We start from the raw sequence: 13,268 nt of genomic DNA on the forward strand, positions 1-13,268 counted from the left end.
AGCGGCCTGAGCCCTGTGGAATACAGGACTCAAGCACGGCGGGCATAGAAGGCGTCCAACTTTTCGGGGTCAGATCATTTTTAAGCGGACGCGATAGCCCTTATCGCCGGGATTTCCATGCGCCAACGAAGCTCTTACCCCAAACCGTTCAAGGCCCAGGTTGTTCAGGAGTGCCTGCAACCCGGTGCGACCGTTTCCAGCGTTGCCATCCGCCACGGCATCAATGCCAACGTCATTCGCAAGTGGCTACCGCTTTATCGAGATCAACTGCCAGCGGCGTTGCCGGCGTTCGTTCCTGCGAGAGTTACGCCAAAACGACCAGTTGAACCAGCTGTGATTATCGAGCTACCGCTGGGCGAACAATCGATCACAGTGAAATGGCCAGCTTCCGATCCTGAAGGATGCGCCCGCTTTGTCCGGGGGCTCGCCCAGTGATCCGTATCGATAGTATCTGGCTCGCCACCGAACCGATGGACATGCGCGCCGGCACCGAGACCGCGTTGGCCCGTGTGATTGCGGTGTTCGGTGCGGCGAAGCCGCACTGTGCCTATCTCTTCGCCAATCGCCGCGCCAACCGCATGAAAGTCCTGGTGCATGACGGCGTGGGTATCTGGCTGGCCGCACGACGATTGAACCAGGGCAAGTTTCACTGGCCAGGCATCCGCCACGGTTCGGAAGTCGAACTCGACGGCGAGCAACTTCAGGCGTTGGTTCTGGGTTTGCCCTGGCAGCGCGTTGGTGCAGCCGGCGCAATCACAGTGCTGTAGCACCAGCCATTAGCCCATCGGTGTATCTGCGCTGAGCGCCTGCTCTGGCACAATCAGCGGCATGACTTCCTCGCCCAATCTCGACCAACTGACAGCTGAGCAACTGCGCGCCCTGGCCGCGCAGTTGCTCACGCAGGTCGATTCGATGGGCAAAAAGATCCACCGTGATCAAACCATCATCGAGCAGCTCACCCACGAAATCGCCTGGTACAAGCGGCACAAGTTCGCCAAGCGCAGCGAGCAGCTGAGCCCTGACCAGGGCAGCCTGCTGGATGACCTGCTCGACACCGACATCGCCGCCATCGAGGCGGAGTTGAAAGCCGTCAATCCTCCGGTTGCTCCAGCCGAACCGCGCCAACAACCCAAGCGCACAGCGCTGCCCGCGCAATTTCCGCGAACCGTGATTCGTCACGAACCGGAGAACACCCAATGCGCCTGCGGCTGCCAGCTGCAACGCATCGGTGAGGACGTCAGCGAAAAGCTGGATTACACGCCGGGCGTATTCACCGTCGAACAGCACGTGCGTGGCAAATGGGCCTGTCGCCAGTGCGAAACCCTGATCCAGGCCCCCGTGCCGGCCCAGGTGATCGACAAGGGCATCCCCACCGCCGGCCTCCTGGCTCACGTGATGGTGGCCAAATTCGCCGACCACTTGCCGCTGTACCGGCAAGAGAAAATCTTTGGCCGCGCCGGCCTGGCCATCGCCCGCTCGACACTGGCGCAGTGGGTCGGACAAACCGGCGTGCAGCTCCAGCCGCTAGTCGATGCCCTGCGCGAAGCCGTGCTAGCCCAACGCGTGATCCACGCTGACGAAACCCCGGTACAAATGCTCACCCCAGGCGAGAAGAAAACCCATCGGGCTTACGTCTGGGCCTACAGCACCACGCCCTTCGCCGATCTAAAAGCGGTGGTGTACGACTTCAGTCCCAGCCGTGCCGGCGAGCATGCGCGCAATTTTCTTGGTCAGTGGAATGGCAAGCTGGTCTGCGACGACTTCGCTGGCTACAAGGCCAGCTTCGAGCAGGGCATCACCGAAATTGGCTGCATGGCCCACGCCCGCCGCAAGTTCTTCGATCTTCACGCGGCGAACAAAAGCCAGTTGGCTGAACAGGCACTGCACGCGATGGGCGGTTTATACGAAATCGAGCGGCAGGCACGGGACATGAGCGATGAAGAGCGCTGGCGAATACGGCAGGAAAAGGCCTCACCGATCCTCGACGCACTGCATAACTGGATGCTGGCCCAGCGTGATCTTGTGCCCAACGGATCGGCCACGGCGAAAGCCTTGGATTACAGCCTCAAGCGCTGGCTGGCACTGACTCGCTACCTGGACGATGGCGCTGTGCCCATCGACAACAACCAGGTCGAAAACCAGATCCGGCCATGGGCCCTTGGACGCTCGAACTGGTTGTTTGCCGGATCACTGCGCAGCGGCAAACGCGCGGCAGCAATCATGAGCCTGATCCAGTCGGCCCGCATGAACGGGCATGATCCGTATGCCTATCTCAAGGACGTGCTGACACGACTGCCGACGCAGCGGGCGAGTGAGATCGGCCAACTACTGCCGCATCAGTGGGTACCTGCCTGAATCACGCAAGGTGAGTTCGGCGGACGCTTACGCTCACTGAGCCATTGGCGCCGAACAACAAACTCTTCGCGGAAGTAACCTAAGTGTGCAATTGGCCCTCCGAAGGAGATGAATCCCAAGCGCAAGAACACCAGAAAAACCGTCCACGGGGTATGGGCTGTAATCATCTTGGTACTACTTTCAGCTGACAAGATTCATGCTCCCAAAAATAGCTGCTGTACTGACCAATTAACACTGTGGCTATGCTCTACAATCCAATATGCCTGTTTTAGGAGGCGCTTACATCGATTTACACACACCGACGACTTTGGGCAGAGGCAGGGCGATGGTTACCTTAGTCAGCAGGTCAATCCGCAAGAAGCCGTTGAAGTAGCCCGAGGCGTGACTGGACATTCAGTGGATTTAAAAGGCCTGCTTGGGCTGGGCCCGGTGTCCGATCTACATACCAAAATCTGCCTCAAGACGGGAACCCTTCAAATTGGTCGGCAATGTCCCGACGGGCATGATTTTCAGTATCTCGCTAGTGAGATACTCGGCGTGAGCGGAGTAAGTCGCGATTCGCCCTTGCTCAACCGACCTATAAGGCACAGCCGCGTCTGCAGCTGCTGGGTAAATCTCAGAATACTCAGCACATCATCCTGAATAACCCCTAGTTTCATAGACACATCCATGCCACAAAGATGTTGACCTCAATACTTCGCTTTTGACAGGGAACGAATAAATTTAGAGTGTGAGCCCAGACTCCACAGTGCGCGTCTTCGTGATCGTTACTCATGGATCTTATACCTAAACGATTGACGGAAAACTCCAAAGTTGGTGTATTGTTATGGGACTAACTACGTAGAGACTAAACATGTCCAAACTTGCTGAATTTCGCCAACTCGAAAAACACCTTGCCGAACAACTCGAGGCTCTCGAAACACTGAAAGGCGATGCTGGTCTCAAAAAGGAAATAGAGTTTGAGTCGAAGCTGCGCGCTCTGCTTGCTGAATACGGTTACAGCCTGTCTAACATCATCAACTTGTTGGATCCTCAGACTGGCCGCAGCACTCCAGTAGTCAAATCCAAAGCTGGCACTCGTAAGCCACGTCAGGTGAAGGTCTACAAAAATCCGTACACTGGCGAGGTCATCGAAACCAAAGGTGGGAATCACAAAGGTCTGAAGGAGTGGAAGGCAGAACACGGCTCAGATACCGTTGAGTCCTGGCTGACCAAGTGATTTTGGTTTGAGTACAAAAGGGCCCTTCGAGGGCCCTTTTTGTATGTTATTTGAGATAGGTGGTTGATCTTCTCGGCGGAGAATTCAAGCATCTCCAGAGGCTCTTGAGTAACTCCTATCTGACGCTGAAATCTGTGCGTTTCTGGCCATAGAAGCTTAGTGTTAGCCAACTCCCCCAGATTACGACCCATCCTGACCGCCCCTGCTGAGTATCAAAACAATAACCTGATAAACAAGGACGGTTTTCCCCGTCGTATTAGCGACATCGACTCTAAAAACAGCCCCCCCCCCAGTTCATAGTTCCGTGCGTGGATGAGTGGTTGTATTACTTAAGCTGAGAGCTAGAGAATATCCCTAGGCACGACCGGAGCCACAAGCGTTTAATCGCACCGACGGGGCTAGTTGGCAAAGAGACCGACAACACCTTTGCCGACACTAGTCAGTTCGACAGGATCACCCAGCGCATCAATGGTGATCAGAATGGAGTGGCCGATCGGCAAGCGTTGTATGCCCAAGCGCTCAAGGTGTTGGCGTGATGGCGGATACGGTGCTGGGTGCTGCTGATCATCCTTGCCCTGATGGTGGGCAGCGCGTGAACTGCATGGCCGTGGCAGGCCACGCCTACGATGAGCAATTGGTCGCCAAGGAAGCTGCCCACCAAACCAAGTTCACCCTTCTGGCCAATGCCAGCCCCACGCGGGTTCTGGCAGAGCAGGGCAAGTTCCTTACGCTGGAGCAATCGCTGGCAGCCAGTGACCGATCCTATTGCCGAACTCTGACCGATGCAAAAACCAAACAATCACGCCTGGGTGATCGCCTGCTACTGCCGACCTGCGGCTTTAAGTCCAACTCGACGGAGCTACGAATGGTTGTGACGCAGTGCAACCTACCACCGGTGCCGGCAGCATGGCTTATGGTGCCCTTAGAACCCAACTTGTTCCAGCGCATGCCCAACGAATTATCGGAGTCTACGGCGACGGCGATTAGGGACTAATCGCGTTGCAAGCCTGCAAAGGCTACGCGAGAGAAGTCTCTGATAAGAAGTCAAAAGAGCTGAGGTTTTAGAAATTTTGTTCCCAAAGCTTGCTAGGATAGCTTGGCTAAAATCTCGTTTTACCATAGGAACAGCGGGGATAATGATAATTACACGTTTTATGACGTGAATCTCAAAAGGGGAATATTATGGTTGGAAAGCCTACGGATGATAGTCCAAACACACCTTCTCAACCCAGTGAAGGCATTCCTGCTCCTACTGGAGCGGCCAATCTTATCGATACTGACTATGTCATTGGTCAAGACAACATCAAGGGAGAGTTTTCGTTCTCACTCGATATCCACGGTAAAGTTTTCATCATTTCAGCAGCCACCATTTTACTATTCGTGATTTTGACGCTGGCATTGCAGAATGAAGTAGAACCCCTTTTTAGCTCCATTCGAAACTGGCTAACCAGCCATCTAGCCTGGCTCTTCATGAGCATTGCGAACGTTTTTGTCTTGCTATGCATTGCACTTATTTTCTCTCCGCTGGGCAAGGTTCGTTTGGGCGGCAGAGATGCCAAACCAGACCATAGTTACGTCGGTTGGTTTTCAATGCTTTTTGCTGCGGGGATGGGCATTGGGTTGATGTTTTATGGGGTAGCCGAACCCATGTCGCATTACGCTGCTTCCATGGGAGGTGTGACAGTCGATGCGAGCGGTTTACGCACGGATTGGGCGCCCCTAGGAGGTGCCGAAGGTGATATGAAGGCATCTGCTGACTTGGCGATGGCGGCTACCATCTTTCACTGGGGACTCCATCCTTGGGCTATATACGCGATTGTGGCGCTGTCTTTAGCATTGTTTTCTTATAATAAAGGCTTGCCGCTTTCAATACGCTCAATTTTTTATCCACTATTGGGTGAGCGTGTCTGGGGATGGCCGGGACATATCATCGATATACTAGCGGTATTTGCCACGCTATTTGGTTTGGCGACCTCTTTAGGGATTGGCGCAGAACAGGCTGCTGCAGGTATTGAATATCTCTTCGGAATTAAATCGACGAATCTGAGCAAGGTTGTACTGATCGTTGGGATCACCATAATCGCTCTTTGGTCAGTCCTTTCCGGCTTGGACAAGGGCGTCAAAATGCTTTCCCAGATCAATATGGGGCTTGCGCTGCTCTTGTTGGTGTTCGTAATCATTGTGGGGCCGACCCTGGCTATTTTCACTGGATTCTTTAAAAATTTGGTGACTTATGTTGAATATTTGCCTGCGCTCTCAAACCCATTTGGACGTACTGATATCGAGTTCACTCAAGGCTGGACTGCCTTCTACTGGGCTTGGTGGATCAGTTGGTCACCATTTGTAGGCATGTTTATCGCTCGCGTCAGTCGTGGTCGAACTGTCAGAGAGTTTCTGATCTCTGTTCTACTTGTGCCTTCAGTAGTTTCTGTATTATGGATGACTACGTTTGGCGGTACGGCAATTGACCAAGTGACCACTCAAAGCCTTATGGGAGTCAAGGACGCGGTCTTAGAGCTGAAGTTGTTCGCCATGCTGGGAGAGCTCCCCCTCAAGGAGATCAGCTCATTCCTAGGTATTATTCTGGTCATAGTGTTCTTTATTACTTCCTCTGACTCCGGCTCATTGGTGATCGATACCATCACAGCTGGAGGCAAGGTTGACGCGCCTGTTCCTCAACGGGTGTTCTGGGCGGTAATCGAAGGCGTGATTGCGATTGCTCTGCTATTGGGGGGCGGTCTGGTGGCACTGCAGGCAATGGCAGTATCCACGGGGTTGCCTTTCGCAATAGTTCTAATGATAGGGTGTATCTCTCTAGTGAAAGGGCTAATGTCTGAGCCTCGCTAGTCAGTATGAGCTAGGCTATAGGTAAGATTGACCTCAAGCTTCAAGGTGTAACATATCTATCTGCTTGCACCTTGAAGCTATTAACTTGGTTCAATTCCATAACTCACCGACAGGTGTGAGTGGCGAGTAGTGAGTTGCTATCTGCGCCTGCAACAACTCGGCAGTCGCGAGAGCATCGGTTAATGCATGATGTGCGTGATAAGCCGGCAGGTTCAACCTAGAGCGACTGTCTGCCAGCCGTATGGACTGTTGCTTGCGTCCAATCAGTCGGCCGAACCAGCTAATTTTTTGCCTATGGAAGTGTGCCTCTAACTGCATCGTATCGATTACTGGAAACTTAAGGCCCTCACCTAAATACCTACGCACTGCCTGATCCAAGAAGGCGCGCTCAATATTCCGGTAATGGACGACAATCACTCTGCCCGCCATGGCTTCAAGCAAAGGATCAAGCACCTGCGCAAACACAGGGGCATCTAAAATTTCGGCATGGGTTATGTGATGAAAGGTCACTGACTTTTCATTCAGTTCGGACGATGGTTTTATCACCCAGTAGAGTGAATTCCCGCAACAAATACGATTAAGCGTGAACGGCATAACACCAATACTCACGATGCTGTGGGACTGTGAGTCAAGGCCGGTAGTCTCTACGTCCATGGCCAGCAGTTGAACGCTCTCAATGGGTGCCAGCGCTGAAACCGCGCCAGCTTGATAGAACTTTCGTAATAGAGGATTAACCGAAATCTTCGCCAATGTCTCGAACTCGGCAGACCAGTCCAGCACTCTATTTTTAGGCTGCTTTTTTAGGTTTTTCATCGCTAAAAGCGGCCCTTTGAAGGATATCGGAATCGCAAGAAATTTTGGCCATTGCTCAACACCTGAAACGCTTCTTTGAGGTTATGTCGTTCACTGCTAGAAAAGCGCTCGGGCTCAATGTAGTTATTGAGTGATGCCCCCTGTTCAAGTGCGTCCGCCTGGTGTCGAATACGCACCATCAACAGGAACTCTAGTGCGTACCGAAGTTGCTTTAATGCTTCTGGAGGAATGACTTTACTGCGGGCTATAGCATCCATGCGATCAAATGAATTCTGAGCGGTACTGCCACATGCTAGTGCATGAATCCGGATAAGGTCGGTCAGCGGTGCCGTGCCACGCCCTTTAAGGTTGATGATCCTTTTTTGCTGTCCGTCAGTCTCAACGACAAAAGTACGAAAGAATCCTAATGGCGGCGTTCGATTAAGGGCAATACGAGCCATTGCGCTTAGAAATACAGGGTGTGTACTGGCTTTTCGAGCGCACAGGTCTTTAAGCTCTTGTACCAACTCAAGCTTGCCAAAAACCCCATCCAGATCGAAAAAAATACAGCTATTAAGCAACGTAGTTGGATTAGGTTTTTCGATCCACTGATCGAAGTAACTTCGCCATACCTTCAAAGGCTGTCGCCACTGCTCGTTGGTCGCCATGACCCCGCCCTTGCAGTAGCTGTAACCGCACGCGGCCAGTCCATCGCTAACAAACGTTGCCAGGGCTCGGAAGTAAGAGTCGTGTTGGATCGGATCGAAGCTGTCGTCGAGTACTAACGCGTTGTCCTGGTCAGTCACTAACAACTGCTCATCACGCGCCATTGATCCCAAAACCATAAAGCAGTAAGGCACTGGAGGCGGGCCTAACTTTTTCTCGGCCAGCTCAAGCAAACGCTGGGTAAAGGCACGGCCAATACCTGAAATCGCGCTTCCGATCATGTGCGCAGTAGCCCCGTCACGCACCATGCGGATATAGGTTCCTCGCAGGTCACGCAAAAGTGATCTCAGACCTTCAACTGAGGTCTGGTTAGAGATTCTGTTAACCAAGTACAAACTGCTATGCGATTCGTACCGGATGATATCCGACAGGTTTATAAGGCCAATTGGATTACCATCGTGCACAACCGGCAAGTGATGAATATTGCGGCGCAACATCACAAGCATGGCTTCAAACACTGAATCATCGGAGCCAATTACAACCGGATCGACTGTCATAATGTCGCTGGCACGAGTTTCGTCAGCGTTTAAGCCCACTGCAACAAAGCGTGTGCGAAGGTCTCTATCTGTGACGATCCCTTCTATTTCAGCCGTCTTTAAACCTGCTGGAGACATGACTAGAACGCAGGATACACTTTGCTCAGTCATGATTTTTGCAGCGCCGCCGACAGAGATATCTGACGTGACCCACACCAAGGGACGTGAGATAAGGGCGCGACATTTGAGCTGAATAAGCTCACTAGCACGACCCTGAGCTTCAACAGCAGTTTTGAGTCTCGAGTTTCCCTCTGCTTCAACGAAGTCAGCGAAAGCATCATGTTGCGCACAAAGGTCAGCGAAAACGTCGGCAGGGATGTAATAGATCAGGCTATCTTCCAACGCTCGGGCGGGAAAGCGTACCTTGTTGCTACGTAACAGACCTGCCTGACCGAATAGGTCACCTTCGACGAGACGATCATAGAGCTCACCATTACGCCGATAAATCTCCACCGCACCACTACGAACATAATGCAGATCCTGAATGGTCGCACCGGCTTCAAGAATGTCACTGCCGGCTTTGAAATAACTCACTTCAATTCGCCGAGCGATGGCGTCTACCGACTCCTTTGGCAGGGCATCAAAAGGAGCGAAACGATAGAGGTGGTCGCTAATCTCCTGTAACTCAATCTGCATGAAACCTCGTGATGCTGGAAAAATAAAAGTCGCGAGCGCCATAGTTGGCGAATGGGAATAGTCTTTCTGTATCGGCCACCACATCACATCCGGTGACTCGGATCAAGCTTCGTGGCTGACTTACGTTATGCGTTGAAACCACTTTGAGTAACTGCGTACGGTAATTTTTGCGATACCCAGAGGATCAATATTAATCGCCCCGGGTTTCTGAGGTGTTCAGCAATCACTATTCGCCTAGAGGTGGCCCTCCTGAAATGCGGCAACCAGCCAAAAGCGGACTAATCGAGCCTTGCCTCATCTTGTGTCCTTTTGAGACTTCGATATCTCTAGGAGAGCCGGGGCGGATTCAGGGGCTGAAATCCTATACGGGTCTCGACAGGGTCTTTGATCGCCTTTAAGGGGAGCTCAGAATCTCAGGTGACACCTTTGAAATCCATGTCTTTTACCAGCACTTATATGCAGGAGATGCAAAATGAGCATTGATTGGATCAACTTCACGCCTTGGACTTCATTAGCTGGAGGCGCCTTGATAGGGCTGGCTGCTAGCTTGTTTGTTCTCGCGAATGGACGCATCGCCGGCATCAGTGGACTGCTTGGAAGCGTGCTGCGATTCGATAGTGAGGGTTGGAGTGAGAAGGCGTTATTTCTTCTTGGTCTACTAATTTCTCCGTTGTTGTGGGGAGCGTTTACCGTAATGCCAGAGATCGAGATTAAGGCAGGGTGGCCGACGCTGATCATTGCGGGCTTGCTTGTCGGAGTGGGTACTCGTTACGGATCTGGTTGTACAAGCGGCCATGGCGTTTGCGGGATCTCTCGACTCTCAGCACGATCCATCACGGCAACGATGTGCTTTATGTTTGCTGGCTTTGCAACGGTGTACGTCATCCGTCATGTGGTGGGAGCATGAAAATGATCAAGTTGACCGCCTTTTTTGCAGGACTGATCTTCGGCCTTGGTCTTCTCCTGGCAGGCATGGCGAATCCCGCCAAAGTATTAGCTTTTCTTGATTTGGCCGGGGCCTGGGATCCATCACTCGCACTGGTGATGGGTGGGGCCATCGCGGTGGCGATTATTCCCTTGAATTGGGCGCGCAAAAACAAACAATCCTTGTTGGGTGCCCCGATGCAGTTTCCAATGAAAAGGGAGTTGGATTCCCGCTTGATTGGCGGCAGCCTGTTGTTCGGTATAGGTTGGGGTCTTGCGGGCATATGCCCTGGGCCGGCGTTAACAATTCTGCTTACAGGGCACGACCAAATCATCATATTCGTATTGGCCATGTTGGCCGGAATGTACTTGTTTAACCTATTTGAACGTAGCGCACGACCCGATTAGGCTGAAACCGTGGACACGATACTGGGAGCACAGTCAGACTCTCAAACCTGCTGACCAGATCGATAACACGTATTTCCGGCCAATGAATATTTGATGTCCGGGCTGAACGATTCACAAGTCTTCATTTTCGCTGAGCGATTCTTGCTGGCCTGGAACCGAATAAAATTTTCGCTGATGGCGTTTAGCTTTTGATTGAACGATCCGGACTATGCTGCAAATTCCAATACCCAACTCGACCCTCGCGCAGAATCTGACTGCCAAAGCTGACCGATTGAAAAACCAAACAAGCACGCCTTCGTGACCGCTTTGCTGCTGATCTGCGGCTGTCAGTCCCACGCGATGTCAACGCCACAACTGCGGCGTGGTTTACTGCGCCCTTAGAGCCCAACTTGACCGAGCTCATGCAAGACGAATCGTCGGCGACCATGGGCTGATCGCCCCGAAAACCTACCCAGGAAGTATCGGCAAGTAAAAAAAGGAGTGATCGAATCAATATGTTTTGGATGTGCTAGCTTTAGATTTTAAACCGTTTAGTTGATCTAGCCAAACAAAGCGCTATAAGGAGCTTGTCCCTTAAGTCTCAGTCTATAGTTTGGGTTTTTGTACTATGATTGCTCTAGGCGAAAGGGTTGGGGATTGCAGTAAGTCTATTGTGTTGCTCTTTTTTTAAGATCTAGTCAGCTACTTTGATTTGCTGATGCTCAGGTGTCTAGGTATGTTGAATTATGTCACTAATCTGAATAGTTATCTTAATGGCTATTGGTCAGTAATGGAGGTTCAGATTGTACCAGCATCGTGCTACCAAAACGAAAGCGAGCTTAGCAGCCATCGCGTTTCTATTGATCACGCTCGTGCCTATGTGGGGCACGCTCCATGCTTGGCTTGATCAAGAGAACGTTTTGGTGGAAAAAGCTGCGGGTAGTGATGCGATGAATCTTGCCGTTGCATTCGATGTGCACGTTCAAAGCGTGGTTCGTTTTGTAGATACTTTAACTCAAGATTTGCGTGAGCATGCTGTTAAAGATCGAAGTGATTTTGGGCGCATAGTTAAAGAGGAGCTTGTGCTTTATGGGGATATGGTTGCTCAAGTTGCGCTGATATCTCCGGAGGGGATGCTAGTTTATTCGTCGCTAGCCCCAGCCTTTGGTGCGGTAGATCTGAGTGGTCGCGATCACTTTCGCGCCCATCGTGATAATCCTTCAAAAGATAAGTTATTTATTAGTAAGCCCGTGTTTGGCAGGGTTTCTGGTATTTGGTCTATACAGTTCACTCGACCAATAATTGAGGGTGATAAGTTCTCAGGGGTCGTGGTAGTGTCAATCCCTACGTCTTTCTTTTCGGATTTTTATAAAAAAATTAATGTTGGGGCTAATGGTTTGATTGCTCTTGTAGGTATGGATCGTGTTCCTCGTGCAGTGGCATCAAAGGATAGTGGCGCTATTAATTTTGGCGAGTTATTGCTTTTGAAAAGTGCGCCATATTTTGTTAAGGAAGCGTTGCCTGAAGGGCTGTATAGAGGAGTTAGTGCATTCGATGGGTCTGAGAGCTTGACCGCATACCGTCGTTTAGAAGACGCCGGCTTGGTTGTTCTTGTTCAGCTTTCACCTGAAGATTATTTGATGTCATCTGGTAAGCGTCATAGAGTGCTAATTTTTTGTGCAAGTGCTGTCACGATATTGCTACTGTCTTTTGCTTTGTTGATATATGCCACCGTGTGGCAGCATTTGAAGGATGCAAAAGCCCTCAAGCAGGCTCACAAAACTCTTCGGGAACTTGTAAATGTTGATATTTTAACTGGCGCACTGAGCAGGAGCCATTTTTTAGAAGTCCTTGAGAAGGAGTTCAGGGATTCAGAATCCTGCGGTACGAAGTTAAGCTTGATATTGATTGATATTGATTATTTCAAGCAAGTAAATGATACGTATGGGCATCCGATTGGAGATATTTTTCTGAAACAGGTGGTTGCTGTGTGTTGCGCCGAACTTCGAGCACATGATAGTTTTGGTCGGCTAGGGGGGGAGGAGTTTGGTGTGATCCTCCCATGTACGGATGGGGCAAGCGCCCTCGGTGTTGCAGAGAAGTTACGGCTGGCGATTGAAAGCTCAAAGATTTCAACAAGTAAAGGTCTAGTTCGGGTGACTGTTAGCATGGGTGTAGCATTCGCGCTGCCCTCGGGAGATACCCCGAGTAAGTTAGTTGTTAGAGCGGATGATGCGCTTTACTGTGCAAAACAAGCTGGTCGTAATAGGGTCTGTTCTGCTCGTGGTAATGATGACGCTTCGCAAGTTACGACAATGTCGACAAATGACTCTTAGTGTTTGGCGGCAAGTTTAAGCGGATTGAATAAAGTAAGCGTGGCTTTTATTTTTCAAGGAAAGTCACAGCCTGCGCGAAGCGGCTATTTATTGGAGCTGTTTTACACCCTGGTCGTGTTGACGCGATGGAGGACTCATAGAGTTTGGTGGCAGCTTGTTCGTTGTTGCCAATGGGCCGCATTCCGAGCGCAGACGGATTACCAGGTGCAAAATACCCTATGGAAATACTCATTAAGCTTTTCATATTAGCTGCCGATACCCTTGACACAGGGCAAGGGATCTATCTAAATGAGAAACAATCAACCGGTCACGCAGCGCGAGATTGCCTTGGGAGCGCAACAAAAACTTATTTCTACAACTGATGCACGAGGTGTCATTACGTATTGCAATGATGCTTTTGTCGAGATCAGCGGTTTCAATAAGTCAGATCTAAGGATGCTCCGATCAACTTGTCGTGCAGCCGCGGCAAGTTGCAATTTTCCAGGCACCTACAGCGTCATTGGACGAAAA

The 13,268-nt window shown here is 51.1% G+C and carries 12 protein-coding genes and 1 pseudogene; 10 read left to right on the top strand and 3 right to left on the bottom strand.

What is annotated here, in order from left to right:
• Positions 1 to 117: 117 nt before the first annotated feature.
• The 3 genes from GHO42_RS25030 to GHO42_RS25040 all read left to right on the top strand — a co-directional run bounded on the left by GHO42_RS25030 (position 118) and on the right by GHO42_RS25040 (position 2,355).
• On the top strand, positions 118 to 435 hold the full coding sequence (locus tag GHO42_RS25030) for a transposase (RefSeq protein ID WP_003282986.1): 318 nt from the start codon (positions 118 to 120) through the stop codon (positions 433 to 435).
• Positions 432 to 767: an IS66 family insertion sequence element accessory protein TnpB gene (gene tnpB, locus GHO42_RS26260; protein WP_169840362.1), complete on the top strand. Its 336-nt coding sequence runs from the start codon at positions 432 to 434 to the stop codon at positions 765 to 767. Before GHO42_RS25030 ends, tnpB begins: the two co-directional genes overlap by 4 nt.
• A gap of 61 nt (positions 768 to 828) precedes the next feature.
• Positions 829 to 2,355, top strand: coding sequence for an IS66 family transposase (locus GHO42_RS25040; RefSeq protein WP_095038631.1), 1,527 nt, complete (start codon positions 829 to 831; stop codon positions 2,353 to 2,355).
• Between the two features lie 29 nt (positions 2,356 to 2,384).
• On the opposite strand, the pseudogene GHO42_RS25045 reads toward GHO42_RS25040, so the two are convergent.
• Positions 2,385 to 2,522, bottom strand: a pseudogene (locus GHO42_RS25045) (chromate transporter); the annotation flags it as partial.
• Positions 2,523 to 3,208: 686 nt separating this feature from the next.
• Between GHO42_RS25045 and GHO42_RS25050 the strand changes: the two are divergent.
• The 3 genes from GHO42_RS25050 (at position 3,209) to GHO42_RS25060 (ending at position 6,421) form a co-directional block, all read left to right on the top strand.
• A complete protein-coding gene (locus GHO42_RS25050; RefSeq protein ID WP_095019784.1) occupies positions 3,209 to 3,574 on the top strand; it encodes a histone-like nucleoid-structuring protein, MvaT/MvaU family in 366 nt (121 codons plus the stop codon).
• Positions 3,575 to 4,109: 535 nt separating this feature from the next.
• On the top strand, positions 4,110 to 4,568 hold the full coding sequence (locus tag GHO42_RS25805) for a hypothetical protein (RefSeq protein ID WP_254925910.1): 459 nt from the start codon (positions 4,110 to 4,112) through the stop codon (positions 4,566 to 4,568).
• Between the two features lie 188 nt (positions 4,569 to 4,756).
• Positions 4,757 to 6,421 (top strand): BCCT family transporter, encoded by a 1,665-nt coding sequence (locus GHO42_RS25060; RefSeq protein ID WP_019822696.1) that lies wholly within the window; start codon positions 4,757 to 4,759, stop codon positions 6,419 to 6,421.
• A 90-nt stretch (positions 6,422 to 6,511) separates the two neighbouring features.
• Here the strand turns inward: GHO42_RS25060 and GHO42_RS25065 are convergent, their stop codons facing one another.
• Entirely contained in the window at positions 6,512 to 7,234 is a 723-nt protein-coding gene (locus GHO42_RS25065) for a 3'-5' exonuclease (RefSeq protein ID WP_095019783.1), read from the bottom strand.
• A 2-nt stretch (positions 7,235 to 7,236) separates the two neighbouring features.
• Entirely contained in the window at positions 7,237 to 9,111 is a 1,875-nt protein-coding gene (locus GHO42_RS25070) for a DUF294 nucleotidyltransferase-like domain-containing protein (protein ID WP_095019782.1), read from the bottom strand.
• A 472-nt stretch (positions 9,112 to 9,583) separates the two neighbouring features.
• On the opposite strand from GHO42_RS25070, the gene GHO42_RS25075 reads away from it, so the two are divergent.
• From GHO42_RS25075 to GHO42_RS26270, 4 genes are all read left to right on the top strand, one after another.
• On the top strand, positions 9,584 to 10,018 hold the full coding sequence (locus GHO42_RS25075) for a YeeE/YedE family protein (protein WP_019822702.1): 435 nt from the start codon (positions 9,584 to 9,586) through the stop codon (positions 10,016 to 10,018).
• Positions 10,019 to 10,020: 2 nt separating this feature from the next.
• Positions 10,021 to 10,443, top strand: a complete 423-nt coding sequence (locus tag GHO42_RS25080; protein WP_153328856.1) for a DUF6691 family protein — start codon at positions 10,021 to 10,023, stop codon at positions 10,441 to 10,443.
• A gap of 782 nt (positions 10,444 to 11,225) precedes the next feature.
• Positions 11,226 to 12,758, top strand: a complete 1,533-nt coding sequence (locus tag GHO42_RS25085) for a sensor domain-containing diguanylate cyclase (RefSeq protein ID WP_153328854.1) — start codon at positions 11,226 to 11,228, stop codon at positions 12,756 to 12,758.
• 288 nt (positions 12,759 to 13,046) lie between these two features.
• A partial coding sequence (locus GHO42_RS26270; RefSeq protein WP_153328852.1) for a hypothetical protein occupies positions 13,047 to 13,268 on the top strand: 222 nt, incomplete at its 3' end.

Origin of the sequence: Pseudomonas sp. FSL R10-0056 (assembly GCF_009600105.1) — a bacterium.
In the GTDB taxonomy this organism is placed as follows: Bacteria; Pseudomonadota; Gammaproteobacteria; order Pseudomonadales; family Pseudomonadaceae; genus Aquipseudomonas; species Aquipseudomonas bubulae.